Genomic DNA, 17,423 nt, shown 5'->3' with positions numbered 1-17,423 from the left:
GCTAAGTTAAAGTTACCCATTTTTAAATAAAAACGGTGCTTGACTTATTTTGCATTATACGCTGTCACTTCCCGATTTTTGTCGAATGTAATTGTGAGATTCGTTTACTGCTACAATCGTTTCTGGAAAAGAAAAAGTGTCCTGCGTGGCACTTTTTTGTTGGTGTTCGATTGGAAGAGGATGGGTCCATCGTCCCATTTTCATGCCAGTTGAACCTGGGACACAGAACCCGTCCCCATATCTCGTGAACTGGGACAAGGAGCCTGTCAGCCTGTCCCCACGTCCCATTTGCTTCCTTAAAATTGGGTCTTAACATATTTGCGTTATGGGTGTACAATAGTGTTTGGTTTAGTTGTATTGTTATTAAAAGTTTCATTGCTTAATAGTAAGAGGATTAGGCACAGTCAGCATAGAATATGGGATAAACATCGAAGGATAGATTAAGCAAGTTAATTAGTTGAGGTGAATAATAGTGGATAAAATTAAAAAGTTATGGTCTGCTAAGATGGGATTTTTCTTGCTTGCATTAATCCTGTTTTGGATGAAGACGTATATTATATATATTTCGGAGTTTGATTTAGGAGTCAGCAATGTACTGCAGCACTTTTTGCTGTTTATCAATCCGTTGAGTTCGGGGTTGGTTTTGCTGGGATTTGCGTTATTTTTTAAGGGGAAGCGATTCGGTATCACACTATTGATTATTGATACGCTGCTGACCTTGTTTATGTATGCCAACGTTATTTTTTATCGCGATTTCGGCAACTTTATTACAGTGCAAACGCTGATGCAGACGGATAATGCCGGCACTATCGGCAAAAGTTTTCTTGGATTGGCTGAGTGGCACGATTTTCTTTATTTGCTGGATCTTATTGTTTTGGGTGTGCTGTATGCAAAATGGAAAGTGAATTGGTCCCCGGCACGCCTGAGTCTGAGAAAGCCGTTTGCTGTACTGGCTTCTGGTGTGATTGTGTTTACGGTCAATTTAGGGTTGGCAGAGATGGACCGCCCGCAGCTGCTAGAGCGTGTGTTTGATAATAACTATATTGTTAAATATCTCGGTGCGCCTAACTTTGCCGTTTTCAATACGATGCAGACAGTGAAGGCCAGTGCAAAACGGTCGATGGCTTCCAGTGAAGACATCACCGAAGTGGAAAACTATACGAATAAAAAATACGCTGAACCGAATGCTGAATTCTTCGGTAAGGCAAAAGGCAAAAATATTATTAAGATTCACTTGGAGTCCTTTCAGTCATTTCTGATTGACTTTAAGCTAAATGGGGAAGAGGTAACACCATTCCTGAATTCGCTTGTTCATGATGAGAGCAAGAATTTCACGTATTTTGATAATTTCTTCCATCAGACGGGGCAGGGAAAGACGGCTGATGCGGAGTTCCTGCTGGACAATTCGCTGTACGGTACTCCACAGGGTGCTGCATTTGTAACAAAAGGAACGAACACGTATCAATCGCTGCCAGCTATCATGGGTCAAAAACAGGATTATACAAGTGCGGTGTTCCATGGAGATGAGGGATCATTCTGGAACCGGAATCAAATTTACAAATATCTAGGCGTGGATAAGTTTTATGACTCCTCCTATTATGATATGAGCAGGGAAAATGTGATTAATTATGGTCTGAAGGATAAGCCATTCTTCAAACAATCCATGCCGCTAATTGAAACATTGGATGAGAAGGAAGGACCTTTTTACGCACACATGATGACGTTAACGCACCATTATCCATTTGTTTTGGATGAGGGTGAGGAATCAATTGAAGCTGCCGAGACTGGTGATGGAACGGTTGACCGGTATTTCCAGACTGCCCGTTATCTGGATGAATCACTTAAGCAATTTTTCCAGGATTTGAAGGAAAAAGGACTGTATGAAGACTCCGTTATTATGATTTACGGGGACCACTACGGTATCTCGGAAAATCATAATCGGGCGATGAAAGAGGTTCTGGGCGAAGAAATCACACCATTGAAAAATGCGAATTTGCAGCGGGTTCCTTATATGATTCGTGTGCCTGGAGTTGATGGACAGGGCATCAATCATGAATTTACCGGTCAGGTGGACGTCATGCCAACAATGCTGCATTTGCTGGGAATTGACGCCAAGAACTTTATTCAGTTCGGTTCGGATATGTTCTCCAAAGAGCATAAAGAATTTGTGCCGTTCCGTAATGGCGACTTCATGACGGAAGAATACAGCTACGTTAAAGGTAAGTTTTATGATAATTCGTCGGGAGAAGTGATTGAAGAACCGACAGAACAAATGAAGGAACGAAAAGAACAGGTTCACTACGAACTAAGTCTGAATGATGAGGTTCTGAACGGTGACCTGCTGCGGTTCTATGAGCCTTATGAGGACTGGGAACCGATAGACGCCAGTGACTATCGTTACGGGAAAGCTTATGATGAAGACTTTGGCAACGGTAACGATAAGCAAGAAAATAAAGAAGAAAAAGCAGACGAAAATGAAAGTGCCGACGAGCCGAACGAACAAGCGGAAGAGAAAACAGAAGACAAAACGGCAGAACAACAAGAAAATAACTCGTAAAACGAAAACCCTGCTTCCAGTCCCTAATGGGGACAGAAGCAGGGTTTATTGCTGCGGGATGCGAGGACAGGTTGAGACTACTGAAAAAAGGACTTTTTTTCGGCTGATTTCCCACGAAAAAAGTGGGGATAACGAATTATCCCCACTTTTTCCAGTGACTTGGCAAAAACAAATAAAAAATTGGCTTTTTGAGAGGATAGTACCCCCTGCTATCCTCTTCAAGTTGACCGCCAATGTTCAGTGGTCTCGGACAGTCCATTGTCCCGATTTTAAAGGGGTATACATGGGACGCTGGAACCGCCTCCGCACCCAAAAATCCCACAGGTGCTAGCTGCGACCTGTGGGATTGCTATTTACGTATTACATAGATAACCAGACATTTTTTCTGGCGATGGTATTAAACGGACGCTTCGTAAATGGATTCAACTGCTTTTTGAAGAGAAGTGTTAAATTCTTCATCCGTTTGGCTTACGTTCAGATCTTGTGTCAGCGCTCTGGAGAAGCTTGCGATAAGATTGTCATTCTTCTTAAGCAGTTCGTTCGCTTCGTCGCGGGAGTAACCGCCAGAAAGCGCAACGACACGAACAACATTCGGATGTTCGATTAATTCTTTATACGTGTTTGCGACGGTTGGAATGGATAGTTTCAGCATGACGAGTTCGTTTTCATCCAGCTTATCCAAATGCTCGCGGATTTCCGCTTTTAGCATTTCTTCACATTTTTCTTTTTCCGGGCTGTTGATATCCACTTCTGGTTCAATGATCGGAACGAGACCAGCAGAAATAATTTGCTTACCGATCTCGAATTGCTGATCGACGACAGCTTTGATGCCTTCTGAATTAGCTTCCTTAATCACGGAACGCATCTTTGTACCGAAAATATGGCGATCATTTGCACGTTTAAGTAAATCATCCAAATCCGGGATTGGTTTCATCAGCTGTACGCCATTTGATTCTTCATCCAGACCTTTATCTACTTTAAGGAAAGGCACCACGTCTTTTTCTTCAGCAAGATAATCGGCTGTATATTTCCCTTCAATCTCGCGGTCCATTGTTTGTTCGAAAAGAATAGCACCCAAAATGTGCTTCGGATCAAAAGCAGGGGATGTGATAATTCGCGTGCGCATCTGGTGCACTAGATCGAACATTTCGTCCTTGGTTGAATATTCATCTTCTGAAATGCCATAACCAGCGAGTGCTTTCGGCGTGCTGCCCCCACTCTGGTCCAGCGCTGCAATAAAACCATTTCCATTCTTGATTCTTTCCAATTGATGTTGATTCAACATTTCCACTCCTTTTCAAATAGTATCGGCTTTCTCATCAGCTTTGATTCTTTATCAGCTAAGAAAGAATTATACATAAAAATGCAGAAACATCATTCAGAATCCATTGTAGCATTAATACAGTCATTAGTCATTTTTTGAGGTTTTGGGACGCGGGGATCCCCGGTTTACTGTCCCACCAGTTCCTTCCATATATTGGCGTGGGAAGTGGAGTGTTGCCAGAGGTGCAATAGTTATTTGATGGGGTGCGGGGAAAGGCTTTTCCTATCAGTTTTTCACGTTATAATATGAGGGGTCGGTGAAACGCCCCATTAAAAAACGAATAACAGGTAATGATGTTATTTCCCGGGAAATAAAGTCGAATAGACCCTAGTTATTTTGTCGTAAAACTGTGTATGGTAGAAAGTATGTCGCGAATGTGCTGGCTTTTTGCAGAAGGGTGGTTTAAAGTGAAGCGCCGTATGACGCTTTCCCAGCAGTCAATTTCAGCCAACTATGCTTCATCCATGGAGGGCAGCCACTTACTATGCGCACATTCAACATACTTACTAAGAACAAACAAGCTACCCTAATCACTCTTTCGCTAACTATCCCGTCTGCTGTTGTTCAGGGGGCGACAGGGGCAAAGAGCCTGTCCCTAATGTCCCTGCCCTATGTCCCTGTGAAAAAATCCTTCGTGATCGGATTATAATAGAGTGTCGTCTGTTCCTGATTTCCTCTGTATTGACGACTTACCGTATATTCCAATAATGGGACAAAATAAAGAATAGCGTTTTCGAGATTAATTTCCAGTTCCCCGTTTGCTTTGTTATAGATTTCTTCCAGCTGTTTGTCGCGTTCAAGCTTGATTGTTTCGGTCTTAGCGTGAATTTCCTGTTGTTTTGCTTCACTCAGGCCTTTTCGGTTTGCGCGTTTATCATTTTCCGTGACAAGTGCATCATAATAATGATTGATTCGTTCGATATCCTTGGCAATCTGACGATCATCGATTTGTTTATCTTTCTGTTGTTCACTTTTTTCCTTAACATATGATGTTGCTTTCTGGAGTGCTTTATCCATATCAAGTTTAAAAGGGATTGGATAGGAGTATGACGGTTGTTGCTGGTACATAATGTGATTTTGTTTTTGTTTCATAACAGAATCAACATCATTTGTCAGCATGTTGATCCAAACTCGATCTGTGTTTTCTGTTTTCTCATCTGCTATAAACGCGGTATGGTATTGAAAAACGGCCCAGACGCCAAAAATTGGTTGCTCAGCTTCAATTATTATTTTGCCTTGTTCGTCTTGTAAATAAGCTTTAATCTTTTTCTGCGGGTTCCCGAGTTCCAGCCGTTCAATCGCAGCATACCGTATGGTCGTTTTTGCCTTGTCACGAACAATGGCTAACAATTGCTCCAGTACATAACTTCCAAAGGTGACGAATTCGGAGTCGGGATTTTCCTGGGCAACTTCAAAATCAAAGGAAAGCTTGTGTTCTGTTTTATTTTGAAAATAGGATGCGTAGGTTTCTGGGATGAGCACATGGCACAATGCATATTCCACCGGCATGACCATCCCACCTAAGTTTTCGACTGTTTCGGTTACAAATTGCTGCAATTGCATGCTGTATGCTCACCTCGCTTAAAATAACGTATCATCCAAGTTTCGCTGCTTAATTAATTTTTGCTTATTTTGCAACATGGTTTCACCGATTTCATCCAGTTCTGTTTCTACATCCTTGTTGTTTTCCGCATCGACCCAGGCTTTCATGATCATTTCAGAGAAGTCTTCTTTTTCTTCCATATCACCAAGAATGGCATCGACCTCCCCGACGACCAGCTCAAACATATTAATCTTGCGGTCAAGCAAATCGAGAATGTAATATTCGATTGTATCTTCAGCCACCAGATTATAGACAAAAACATTCTGCTTCTGTCCAATCCGATGAATACGGCCAATGCGCTGTTCAATCGCCATCGGATTCCAGGGCAAGTCAAAGTTAATCATCCCATTGCAAAATTGCAGGTTTCGTCCTTCTCCGCCAACTTCGGTACTGACTAGCACATCAGCCTTTTCGCGGAAATACGTAACCTGTTCTTCCTTGTCCTTACGGCGTAAACCTCCATGGAATTCAGCCACTTTAAAACCACTCTCCAGCAGGAAATCACTCAAATAACGCTGGGTGGAGGAAAACTTCGTGAAGACGATCATTTTTCCGTCAAATTCCTTTAAAATAGAGGCCACTTCTTTTGCCTTCTCGTGTCCTGCTGTATCATCTCCGGCAATCGCGCGTGCTTCATCCAGAAACCGCTGCAGTGCCTTTTTGTCAAATGCTTCTAATTTATCATTGGCCATAAGACCCTCCAAAGATGGAGTGACTGCGTTAATGGTGCTGCCAATTTGCTCCTGCAGATTCTTTAATCGAAAACGGTTTAACACACTATGCTGTCGCTCGTAGTTGTTGCGGATAAATGTACTCAAATGATCATACAACGCTTTTTCACGGGGGGGAGTAGTGACCGTTCTGGTGTAGGCCGTTCGTTTCGTGAACGTTACATCCACATTATTTCGTTTGTTGCGCACCATCACGTCGGCAAGCAGGCTTTTCAGCTTGTCCACGTTTTTTGCCTCAATCCCTTCTTTACCCTCCACAAAATTTTTCCGGAAGTAACTGTACGTGCTTAACTGGCCTGGCTTCAGCAGTGTAATGAGATTGTATAACTCCTCCAGATGATTTTGCACCGGGGTGGCCGTCAAAAGAAAGATGTATTTCTTATTAATACTATTAACAAACTGCCACTTTTGCGTTCGTCTATTTTTTAGGTGATGGGCTTCATCGACAATGACTAAATCATAATATTGTTCACTGATGGTACTTCGGTGATTTTTCCGTTTTGCGGTATCAATCGACGCAATTACTTTTTGGTAGTGACCCCAGGCAGCGTTCCCCTTTTTTTTAAATTCCGGAGCGTCTGCCCGTACAAAGTCTTGGTTAAATTTTCGTTTCATTTCATTTTCCCATTGCTGCACAAGGGATGGTGGCACAAGAATCAAGATCCGTCTTGCTAGTCCACGCATGATATATTCCAGCATGGCCATCCCGGCTTCGACAGTTTTTCCAAGACCAACTTCATCACTGAGCATGACACGGCCTTTAAAGTGGCTCAGCACCGATTTAACCGTCCTAGTCTGGTAATCAAACGTCTCCATTTCACGTATATATGGCAGACAAAGCAGCTCATTGTCATTTGGATTCAACTGGAATTTTTCCGCAGACTGATAAAGTTGGAACCACGCATCATCATGCTTGATAAAATTTGTTAAATCGTGAAGTACAGTCTTCGCATGTTCCTGGTTATGTAATTCACTACTGGTTACCAATTCTTCTTGTGCAGCGACTTTTATTTTCTGATCGTCTGTCAGGGTGATCCATAAGTAATCCGAATCATAGCTGGAAAAGAAACCTTTAATACCTCTTCCCTGAAGTAACCGTTCACCCCAATTAATGGTAAACTTCCTTCTGAGTCCCCGGTCATTTTCCATATCAAATTTCTCTTCAGCGATATTCATCTGCTGAAAGAAAGTACATAACGCATCATCCATTTCCATTGCTTGCAAATCCAGCAATTCTCTGTCCAGTTTGAATAAATACCGCTCCAATGGCCCCACCAGCCTTTTAAAAAATTCAGTACTATTATTTTATCATAAATTGACGGGATTTGGGGACGTGGACACGGGGACAGGCTCCTTGTCTCTTTTCTTTGTCTGAAGCTGGATTTTTGGCTATGATATGCATAAGGATAACGAGAATTTGAAAGGTGTATCCGATACTTAGCAAACTGATCGGGTCAATGGGGTCGCCAGAAATTATTTAATATCTACCTTTAAAATACGAACAATTGGGTTATTGCGTTTGGTTTCCACTTCAGGCGGACGCTTTCCGTTCCAATCTTCTAAGGTGGAGTACGAATGATATGGCTACCCCACGCATTGATGGAGCCGGAACAGCATCGCCGGAAGATGTGGGCGCGCTTCCCAGTTATTATGACTTTTTGGAGGTTTATCACGACGAGATGGATCCGGACCATGTGTTTATAAAAGAATGGGCAGAGGAGCAGCTGTATAGGTAGTACAATCCGGATTTTATTAATGATATGCTCAAATTTGTTAAGTACAAGAAAACAGAGTGGGATAAGATTAATGGTGAAGGATAGTTGGTAGAACTAGACGGATTTTGATTTATTTGGAAAGGGTTGAAATACATGGGAAAAAAGAGTAAGAACAATAATAATACGTGGGCTGAAGCTAAAAAACGCTGTCGCTTGAATCAGGATGATATACAAATGGCGAAGGAGCTTGGTATGAAACCGAAAAGCCTAATAAAAAATATTCCTGCGCCAAATCAGCAATGGAAAGCACCCGTAAAGGTTTGGGTACGTGACTTATATGAAGAAAAGTTTGGTAAGGTGATCAATAGTAATAGGAAGACAATATCACCACAAAAAGAGAAGCAATTCGAAAAAACGAATGACATTTTGGATGAGGACTTACCGTTCTAATGACATCAACGATAAGAGTCAATTGCGCCAATTGAAGAATTGGAGTAGAGATATGATATCAGTGTGAACCCGAAATTCTTGATCCTTTTTATTTTTCCTCATTTTTTTGAATACGCACTAAAGGCATAGAACCCACCACGTCTCTAATTCGGACAACGGTGGGCCATTTTTTAGCTGTTATGTTGCATAAGTCAACTAAGCCTTGGGATAAACCAGCTTTCTTAAATGGGATTGAAATGGGGCGGCTGGATTGGCTGACTGGTTAATTTAAATAGGTGTGAGCAATCAATGGATTCAATAACACACATGAGTAATCATACTGCCGCTATTAATGAAATAAATAAATATAGTACAAGTATAGGTTAAATTGTTTAGGAGGCCCCTAACGTTATGCTTAATCGAATGCCTGGGTTGATGCGGCTTGTCCATTACAACCGTCTTCATTTCACTGGTGATATGACGGCGGGGTTGACTGTTGCGATGTTATTGGTACCTCAAAGTATGGCTTACGCGATGATTGCGGGGGTGCCGATTACGGCTGGTTTGTTTGCTGCAGCTTTTCCACCAATTATTTATGCATTTATTGGCGGGTCTAGTTACTTATCCGTTGGGCCGGTATCGATTGTATCACTTATGTCATTTTCAGGTGTTTCGGCTATCGCTCAGCCAAACTCACATCATTTTTTAGAATTAATGGTGATGTTAGCTTTAATGGTTGCAGGAATACAGCTGTTTTTGGGTTTGATAAAATTCGGAACATTTTTTAGTTTTGTCTCGCTAGCCGTCATCAGTGGCTTTACATCAGCTGCTGCTATCATTATTGCGTTAAATCAAATCAAATCGATGATGGGGATATCGCTATCAGGTTATACCAATATTGTTGATTATGTATCAAAGCTTATGCATCATGCAACTAATGCGAATCTATACACGATTGGAATAGGTATAGGAAGTCTAATTCTGTTGATCGTCATTAAAAAAAGATTCTTAGCTTCACCGGGTCCGCTTATTGTGATTGTGACATCCATAGTCGTTGTGAACTATTTTCAGTTTTATAGAAATGGTGTGGACATTGTAGGGGAGATTCCACGTCAGCTGCCTGATTTTTCGTTACATATCCCATCGGTTGAAATTTTCTTATCGTTATTTCCAGTTGCCTTTATGATTGCATTCATTTCATTTGCTGAGTCTTATGCGATTACAAGGGTGCTGGCGAGTAAAGAAAACGAGCAGCTCAATCCAAACCACGAGCTATACAGCTTAGGCTTTGCGAATATGACAAGTTCCATCGTTGGGGCTTTCCCAGTGGCTGGGGCGATTTCCAGAACAGCCGTAAACCATCAGTCCGGCGCAAAAAGCAATCTATCATTATTAGTAACAGCGCTCTTTATGCTGCTGGCTATATTTTTTATCACACCATTGTTTTATTATCTACCTGAAGCCTCACTCGCTGCTATTATCATTATGGCTGTTTCAAATCTTATAGATGTCAAACTGATTCTCCATTATTGTAAAAATTTATCATCCGAGGCTGTTCTATTTCTCACTACATTCCTTGTAACATTAACAGTTGATATCTTTCTTGGGCTGCTGACTGGTTTATCACTCTCTTTACTTATAAATTTAATGAGAAGAAGAGGAAAGATTATCTCTGCAGGATAACGGATTGTCCTTTTTGATAGGAGAGTGTACAGATGCTTTGGTAACGCTTCAATTTAAATGTATATCGCCAATATTTCGCTAATATAATGAACTATAGCACATTTAACCCTTTTAAGTTCGAGATTAATAAAGTGCCTATTATTCTTACATCATTGTTGATTAGCTGAAGCAGTACATTATGTAAAAGGAGTGGATCATTGTGGGCCGATATCGTGTAGCCGTGGATGCTGGAGGCACATTTACCGATGTATTTGTTTTTAACGAACAGACGAACGAAATTGATGTAGCGAAGACACCTTCCATGCCTGAAAATCCCGAAAGAGGGGTTGTGAATGGTATTGAGGCTGCTGGTATACCAGGTGATGAGATCAGCCTGTTATCACATGGGACAACCGTTGGAACTAACGCTTTAATTGAAAGAAAATTGCCCAAGACAGCTTTGATAGCGACGAAGGGATTCAGGGATGTAACGGAAATTCGCAGGGGAACGAAATTGGATTTGTGGGACGCGTACAAGGATGTTGCCCCGCCTTACATTGAAAGAAGAAACCGTTTTGAAATTGATGAACGGGTCGATTATGAAGGGAATGTCCTTCGGGAAGTGCAGGGGGAAGATGTTAAAGCGTTAGCGCAAACGTTAAAACAAAAAGGAATCCAATCGGTCGCCATTTGTTTTATGAATGCCTATGTCAATGGCGAAAATGAGGGGAAAGTAAAAGCTCTTTTAGAAGAAGAACTAGATGATGTGTATGTGTGTGCTTCCAGTCAAGTTTTACCGGAAATATTTGAACATGAGCGGATGAGCACCACGATTATCAATGCGGTTCTTGGCCCAATCATGAACCAGTATATGGGAGAATTAGAAAATCATATGGACGAAAAAGGCTACAAGGATGATATTTTGGTGCTTCATTCCGGTGGCGGTGTGATGACTTCGGAAATGGTTCCGCGTCTATCTGCAAGGGTTGCCAGTTCGGGTATTGCAGCAGGGGCCATTGCCAGTAAGCATATCGCCCAGCTATGCGGATTTAATAATGCAATCGGTTTGGATATGGGCGGGACAAGCTGTGATATATCACTCATGTATGAAGGTGATCTCCCGGTAACGAAAGATTGGTATATTGAGTATGGCTATCCGATTGGTTTCCCTAGCGTAGAGGTGCGGACAATTGGTGCAGGTGGAGGAAGCTTAGCTTATATCGATGAAGGAGGCTCGTTGCGCAGTGGTCCTGAGAGTGCAGGAGCACAGCCAGGTCCAGCTTGTTATGGCCTGGGCGCTGAGGAGCCAACGAACACGGATGCCAATCTTATATTAGGCCGGTTAAATGATCAATTATTGGGTGGGCAAATGTCATTGGACAGAAAAGCTGCTGTGAAAGCTGTTCAATCTATCTGCGAGACATTTGACTTTAATGAATATGAAGCGGCCAATGCCATATTGAAAGTAGCGAATGCAAATATGTCCGATGCTTTGCGTTTGATATCCGTTCAAAAAGGTTATGACCCGAGAGATTTTGCGTTAGTGGCATTTGGAGGCGCTGGTGCCCTGCAAAGTGCTTATCTTGCCAAAGAATTAGAAATTCCAAATGTGATTGTTCCGACGCATCCGGGAGTTTCCGCAGCACTCGGCTGTTTACTTGTGGATGTCCGCCATGATATTACACAGACCTACGTTGCCAACCTGGAGGATATAAAAGAAGAGGAACTTGAAGAAAAATATAAGCAAATGGAAGAAGAAGCTATTGGACTATTAGAAAAAGAAAAAATACCCCCTAAAAATATGACGCTTATCCGCCATTTAGAAATGCGCTATAGTGGCCAGTGGCGATCATTGGAGGTAGCTGTCAGCCGGCCACTGGATTCTTTGGACAAAGCAGTTGAAAAATTTCACCAGGAGCATGAACGGGCCTATGCGTTTTCCGATCCTGAAAAAGGTGTGGAGGTCTATGGTTTAAGAGTGGAAGCCGTTGGAACTGTATCAAAGCCTCAACTGCCTAAAGAACAGGCAGAGGGAACATTAGAAGATGCTTTAAAAGAACATAGGGACGTCTACTTTGAGGAAACAGATGGTTTTGTACAGACGCCAATCTATAATCGTGTGGATATGCCAGTTGATTCTAAGATTAATGGTCCTGCGATCATTGAACAGCTGGATTCAACGGTTGTTATTCCTCCTGAATTCCAGGCTTCTATTGACGAATATAAAAATATTATTATTTCTCTAATGAAATGAGGTGATTCTTTGGAAAAAACGTTTGAGAGTAAACTCGATCCAGTGACTTTTGAAGTTTTGAAGAATGGTTTTTCCAATTTGGTTGACCAAATGGCTGAACAGATCTTAAGGACTTGTTATTCGTTTGTCATTTATAATCGTGATTTTAGCAATGCTTTGTGTGACGCAGAAGGTAATACAATTATGCAGGGGACACAAGATATTGCGGTCCACGTTGGAACATTGCATTTTACCGCAAAAGCAGTGCTTGAAGATTTCAAAGATGATATACACCCTGGTGATGTGTTTTTGATCAATGATCCGTATCGCGGTGGTACGCATTTTAATGATGTTCGTGTCTTGCGTCCTGTATTTTATAATGGAAAGATGATTGCGATTATGCAGTCGTGTGGTCATTGGGCAGATATGGGAGGTACTGTTCCCGGGTCGTTTGATGTCAGTTCTAAGGATCATTATGGAGAAGGCGTGCGTATTCCGCCAACGCGAATTTGGCATAAGGGCGAGTATTTAGACGATGTTGCAAATTTGCTGGTCTCTAATATGCGTGTGCCTGAGGAGCGTCTTGGCGATTTGCGGGCACAGGCTGAGGCAACCAAAGTATCGGAACAGGAACTTCTGAGACTCGTCGGAAAATATGGAGTAGATACAGTTTTAACTGCTTTTGATGAAGTGCAGGATTATGTCGAGCAGCTTGCAAGGGTTAAACTGCGAGATCTCCCTGATGGTACGTGGGAAACGGTCGATTATATTGATATGGACCCGGAACTGGGAGACGGCTTGATTCCAATAAATGTTAAAATGACAATTGAGGGAGACCAGATTTATTATGACCTTGATGGGACACACGCTGCTATCGGCTGTTTTTTGAATTCCTCCTTTGGTGCAGCTTTTTCAGGGTTATATGCTGGAACGAAGACACTTTTCCCAGATATTCCATTAAATTCAGGTTTCTATCGTGTCATTGAAGCTAATCTGCCAGAAGATACAGTGGTCAATGCAAAGTGGCCTGTAGCTGTAACCGGTTTCTGTTCGGGACCTTATGAAAAAATTATGAATGCATGTTTTGAATTATGGTCGTATGTTGTACCTGAACGAGCGCTTGCCTGCTCCTTTAATCTGGAATATTTATTAATAGGGGGACAGGATAAGAGGAGCAAAGAGGATAGCTTTTTTATGTGGTATGACTGGATGGCAGGCGGACATGGCGGTCGTATTGATCGAGACGGAGCTAATGCCATTTCCCCGGTATTTGGTATCGGATTAAGTGTCCAGCCGTGTGAAGGTCAAGAACGATTAACACCGGTTGTGACTTCGAAGCATGAAATTATTACAGATTCAGGTGGACCTGGAAAATACCGAGGTGGCTGCGGCATCGAAAAAGGTGGCACATTAACGAATGTTGATGATAGCGTTATCTCCGTTTGTTGTGACCGATCCCGTTCTGTTCCATGGGGGCTTTTTGGAGGATTGCCATCTTATCCGCACGGAACATGGCTGAAGCCAGAAGGAGATGACGAGCAATTCTTGGGGGCCTTTTTCTCCGGCGTTTCTATTAAAGAGGGTGATTCATTTACCCGGCCTTCAGCTGGAGGAGGCGGACTAGGTGACCCGCTGGACCGTGAACCAGGGAGAGTCTTACAAGATGTCATCGATCGCTATGTTTCTATCGAACGCGCTAAAAAAGATTATGGTGTCGTCATTAATGAGGTGAGCGCGGAACTGGATCAATATACGATAGATGATGCTGCCACAAAAGAGATGAGACAGTATATTGGCACCAACAGAGAGCTATGGCTTCAGGAAGATATGCACTATGTAGGTGAATTGTTTAAAAAAGGGGAAATCAACCAACTGGATTTAATTCGTCAATATGGCGTACTTATTGATTTGACTACAGGTGACGTTTTGGAAAAATCAACGCAGCAATTTCGTGATATGCTTCACAAGCGTTCTGTTGCTTATTGGGGTTAAAATTTCAGGTTGTAAAGGTTGGCTGGGTGTGAAACGTAAATCAGGAACGATCAATGGCTTATCGAACAGCCATTTACCAGAAAAAAGTGGACGTGATTCATCGCGTCCACTTTTTCGTCTTTTTTTTGGCCTATGTCTACTGAAATCGGACGAGCCGGGTGAGCATCCTCAAATTGAGCGAGAGGAGCGCCAAATCGAGCGAGGGCCGAGATAAATCGAGCGAAAGCATCGTCAAATCGAGCGAGCAACCTAAAGTCACGCGAACCGGCCCAAAACTCGCGCGAGCCAGTCCGAACCTGCGCGACAATCCACAACCGGGACAAGGAACCTGTTCCCGCGGTCCCGGAACGCACATTACTGGCTCATTTGAAAGGCGACGTTAACCATCATGGTAACCCCGTCGATGAAGCTGTCTTCGTCGATGGCGAACTTTGGATGATGGTGCGGGTAGTCCATTTGTTTTTCAGTATTTCTGGCACCGATAAATGCGTAGGTGCTTGGGATGGCTTGGGAGAATGCTCCGAAGTCCTCGCTGCCCATGGCCAGGGGATATTCGAATACCCTGTCGCCGAATAGACCGGTGGCAATGTCCCGTACTTGGTCGGTTGAGGCTTCGTCGTTATGGACGGCCGCATACCCGGTTGTGTATTCTATATCAGCATCCGCTTCATAAAATTCGCAGACACGTTTGACCGCTTGTTCGATTTTTTCCTTGATAAGCTGCCGGGTTTCATCGGTCACGGTCCGGACGCTTCCTCCCAGTGTGGCAGTGTCCGGAATGATATTATTAATGGTGCCGGCATGAAATTTTGTCGTTGAGATGACGACCGGATCCAATGGCGATGTGACTCTGGAAACAATCGTCTGCAGCTGATTGATGATTTGCGTACCGACAACGACCGGATCAATCGAATTTTCGGGCTGAGAGGCATGTCCGCCCCGACCTTTAATGGTCAAGTCGAACTCATCGGCGTTGGCCATAATGGGACCATTTTTGATGCCGATTTTTCCGGTTGGAATAGGGGTGAACAGGTGCTGACCGTAGATGAAGTCGAGATCATCGAACAGCCCGGTTGCCACGAGTTCACTGGCACCACCGGGAGGTTTTTCCTCCGCATGCTGAAAAATAAGGTATATTTCGCCGGCAAGGGCGTCCTGATTGGCGGCAAGTACTTTTGCAGCGCCGAGTAGAATGGCGGCGTGCCCGTCGTGGCCACATGCGTGCATGATGCCGTCATTTTTTGACTTAAACGGAATGTCGTCCCGTTCTTCTGTAATCGGCAGCGCGTCAATATCAGCGCGGAGCCCGATTTTTTTGCCGGGCTGCGTTCCTTTAATAATGCCGAGCACACTTGTCTCGGTTGGCCTGCTGATTTCGATGCTGTCCATTTTTGCCAGTTCGCCTGCAATATAATCGCTTGTCCAGTACTCTTGGAAGGAAAGCTCCGGATTTTGGTGCATCGTGCGGCGCCATTGATAGACGTCGTTCATAACTGCTTCAATTTGGTTTTGGATCGTCATTTCTTTCGCTCCTTTAACATGTTAGTTTGATAGGTAAATTGGTCCCCCTGGTCCCAGCGGCAGTCCGAGTACAAACCACACAATGATAAATAAGGTCCAAACAACAAAAAGGACGATGGAATAGGGTAATAGATTTGATATTAATGTCCCTAGTTTAACATTTTCGTCGTATTTTTTCGCGAATGCCAGCAGCAATGGCAAATATGGGAGCACCGGCGTAATCGGATTGGAAAAAGAATCCCCGATACGGTACAGCATTTGGGTAAATGCCGGGTCATAGCCCATGAACATGAACATCGGGACAAAAACCGGTGCAAGAATCGCCCATTTGGCGGATGCACTTCCGATAAGCAGGTTGATTAATCCGGCCAATAAAATAAAACCGATAATTAAAGGGATACCGGATACATCCATTGCCTGCAGAAAATTGGCACCTTTAATCGCTAAAATGGGGCCGAGATTGCTCCATTCAAAATAGGCGAGCATCTGTGCAGCAAAAAATACAAGAACAATATAGCTGCCCATCGTGCTCATGGCATCCGAGAGCATGCCACCGAAATCTTTGCTGGACTTGATGGTTTTTGCGCGCAGCCCGTAGACGAGACCTGGGACAAAAAATAGAATCGTAATGATAAATACAATCGAATCCATAAAAGGCGATTCATTCAAAATGGAATTGGTTTCCGGATTGCGCAGCAGACCATTTTCCGGAATGACTAAAACCAGGAAAAAGCCTGCTGTGACGAGCGCTGAAATATTGGCCCAGCGCAATGCTTTTACTTTCGTCTCGTCCAATGGCTCGTTGTCCATCCACGCACCCTGATAAGTACCCAGTCTTGGGATCGTCACCTTTTTGGTAACAAAATAGATGATAAACATGAGTAAAATCGCTGATGCGGCAATAAAATAGTAGTTCATCGCGATGTTGGCCGTATAATCCGGATCAATAAGCTGGGCTCCGGACTCCGTGAAGCCTGCTGCCAAAGCATCGGCCATGCCTAAAAGAATATTTGCCGAAAATGCACCAACCGTTGCTGCATAGGCCATGATCAGCCCGGAAAAAGGATGGTAGCCAAGTTTCCACATGACCATTGCGGCAATGGGTGGAAGGATGACAGGGCCCGCGTCCCCGGCAACATTGCCGATAATGCCGACAAAAATAATGACAGGCAGAATGACCTTTTGTGGTGCTACTTCAATCACACGTTTCATCGCGGTTTCAAAATAGCCAGATTTTTCCGCGATGCCTATGCCGATCATAACAACCAGGACCATTCCAAGCGGCGGAAACGAGCTGAAATTGCTGATACTTTCGGTCAGAATTTTGACCAGCCCCTCGCCGGATAGAAGGTTAACCGCCTCAATGACCTCACCAGTAGCCGGATTTTTTGCTTTCAGGCCAAGGCTTCCCGCAATAAAAGACCCCGCCAGAATAATCCCCATCAGTATAATGAACAGAACAATCGGATCCGGAAGCCTATTCCCGGCTTTCTCAATAGTATTCAAGAATCGATTAACAAACCCTTTTTTCTCCCCGCTTTTCAAGTCAACCCCTCCGTTGTCACTTTTCCAGTTTATCTATTTACCACTTTAATGTGTTAAATTATAACAGATGGTAAAAACAAAATCTAGAGAAAATTTTGGGACGTGGGGACA

11 protein-coding genes are annotated in these 17,423 nt (G+C 43.3%); 6 read left to right on the top strand and 5 right to left on the bottom strand.

Annotation, left to right across the window (positions count from 1 at the left end; genetic code table 11):
• The first annotated feature begins 505 nt into the window (after positions 1 to 505).
• Complete coding sequence (locus tag ACFSUO_RS14810; RefSeq protein WP_382395471.1) at positions 506 to 2,557, top strand: LTA synthase family protein; 2,052 nt, start codon at positions 506 to 508, stop codon at positions 2,555 to 2,557.
• A 397-nt stretch (positions 2,558 to 2,954) separates the two neighbouring features.
• Here the strand turns inward: ACFSUO_RS14810 and ACFSUO_RS14805 are convergent, their stop codons facing one another.
• The 3 genes from ACFSUO_RS14805 to ACFSUO_RS14795 form a co-directional block, all read right to left on the bottom strand.
• The gene (locus ACFSUO_RS14805) at positions 2,955 to 3,842 is read right to left on the bottom strand and encodes a fructose bisphosphate aldolase (RefSeq protein WP_382395455.1); all 888 of its coding nucleotides are present in this window, start codon (positions 3,840 to 3,842) and stop codon (positions 2,955 to 2,957) included.
• 648 nt (positions 3,843 to 4,490) lie between these two features.
• A complete protein-coding gene (locus tag ACFSUO_RS14800; protein ID WP_382395453.1) occupies positions 4,491 to 5,444 on the bottom strand; it encodes a hypothetical protein in 954 nt (317 codons plus the stop codon).
• An 18-nt stretch (positions 5,445 to 5,462) separates the two neighbouring features.
• A complete protein-coding gene (locus ACFSUO_RS14795; RefSeq protein WP_382395451.1) occupies positions 5,463 to 7,490 on the bottom strand; it encodes a DEAD/DEAH box helicase in 2,028 nt (675 codons plus the stop codon).
• A 305-nt stretch (positions 7,491 to 7,795) separates the two neighbouring features.
• Between ACFSUO_RS14795 and ACFSUO_RS14790 the strand changes: the two genes are divergently transcribed.
• The 5 genes from ACFSUO_RS14790 to ACFSUO_RS14770 all read left to right on the top strand — a co-directional run bounded on the left by ACFSUO_RS14790 (position 7,796) and on the right by ACFSUO_RS14770 (position 14,246).
• The gene (locus ACFSUO_RS14790) at positions 7,796 to 7,951 is read left to right on the top strand and encodes an IS1096 element passenger TnpR family protein (protein ID WP_382395449.1); all 156 of its coding nucleotides are present in this window, start codon (positions 7,796 to 7,798) and stop codon (positions 7,949 to 7,951) included.
• A 132-nt stretch (positions 7,952 to 8,083) separates the two neighbouring features.
• The gene (locus tag ACFSUO_RS14785; RefSeq protein ID WP_382395447.1) at positions 8,084 to 8,380 is read left to right on the top strand and encodes a hypothetical protein; all 297 of its coding nucleotides are present in this window, start codon (positions 8,084 to 8,086) and stop codon (positions 8,378 to 8,380) included.
• 390 nt (positions 8,381 to 8,770) lie between these two features.
• Positions 8,771 to 10,042, top strand: a complete 1,272-nt coding sequence (locus tag ACFSUO_RS14780) for a SulP family inorganic anion transporter (protein WP_382395445.1) — start codon at positions 8,771 to 8,773, stop codon at positions 10,040 to 10,042.
• A gap of 199 nt (positions 10,043 to 10,241) precedes the next feature.
• Positions 10,242 to 12,275: a hydantoinase/oxoprolinase family protein gene (locus tag ACFSUO_RS14775; protein ID WP_382395443.1), complete on the top strand. Its 2,034-nt coding sequence runs from the start codon at positions 10,242 to 10,244 to the stop codon at positions 12,273 to 12,275.
• Positions 12,276 to 12,284: 9 nt separating this feature from the next.
• Complete coding sequence (locus tag ACFSUO_RS14770; RefSeq protein WP_382395441.1) at positions 12,285 to 14,246, top strand: hydantoinase B/oxoprolinase family protein; 1,962 nt, start codon at positions 12,285 to 12,287, stop codon at positions 14,244 to 14,246.
• A 354-nt stretch (positions 14,247 to 14,600) separates the two neighbouring features.
• On the opposite strand, the gene ACFSUO_RS14765 is transcribed toward ACFSUO_RS14770, so the two are convergent.
• Both ACFSUO_RS14765 and ACFSUO_RS14760 read right to left on the bottom strand, forming a co-directional pair.
• Complete coding sequence (locus ACFSUO_RS14765) at positions 14,601 to 15,767, bottom strand: M20 metallopeptidase family protein (RefSeq protein WP_382395439.1); 1,167 nt, start codon at positions 15,765 to 15,767, stop codon at positions 14,601 to 14,603.
• A 21-nt stretch (positions 15,768 to 15,788) separates the two neighbouring features.
• On the bottom strand, positions 15,789 to 17,312 hold the full coding sequence (locus ACFSUO_RS14760) for an AbgT family transporter (protein WP_382395437.1): 1,524 nt from the start codon (positions 17,310 to 17,312) through the stop codon (positions 15,789 to 15,791).
• Between the last annotated feature and the right edge of the window lie 111 nt (positions 17,313 to 17,423).

This window comes from Lentibacillus juripiscarius (assembly GCF_042685205.1).
Classification (GTDB): Bacteria; Bacillota; Bacilli; order Bacillales; family Amphibacillaceae; genus Lentibacillus; species Lentibacillus juripiscarius.
This window is presented reverse-complemented; position numbering and strand designations above follow the sequence as displayed.

Bases quoted from the DNA above. Each gene is read 5' to 3' on its own strand.
- ACFSUO_RS14810 (WP_382395471.1), top strand. From the start codon at position 506: ATGGGATTTTTCTTGCTTGCATTAATCCTGTTTTGGATGAAGACGTAT.
- ACFSUO_RS14805 (WP_382395455.1), bottom strand. From the start codon at position 3,842: ATGTTGAATCAACATCAATTGGAAAGAATCAAGAATGGAAATGGTTTT.
- ACFSUO_RS14800 (WP_382395453.1), bottom strand. From the start codon at position 5,444: ATGCAATTGCAGCAATTTGTAACCGAAACAGTCGAAAACTTAGGTGGG.
- ACFSUO_RS14790 (WP_382395449.1), top strand. From the start codon at position 7,796: ATGGCTACCCCACGCATTGATGGAGCCGGAACAGCATCGCCGGAAGAT.
- ACFSUO_RS14785 (WP_382395447.1), top strand. From the start codon at position 8,084: ATGGGAAAAAAGAGTAAGAACAATAATAATACGTGGGCTGAAGCTAAA.
- ACFSUO_RS14780 (WP_382395445.1), top strand. From the start codon at position 8,771: ATGCTTAATCGAATGCCTGGGTTGATGCGGCTTGTCCATTACAACCGT.
- ACFSUO_RS14765 (WP_382395439.1), bottom strand. From the start codon at position 15,767: ATGACGATCCAAAACCAAATTGAAGCAGTTATGAACGACGTCTATCAA.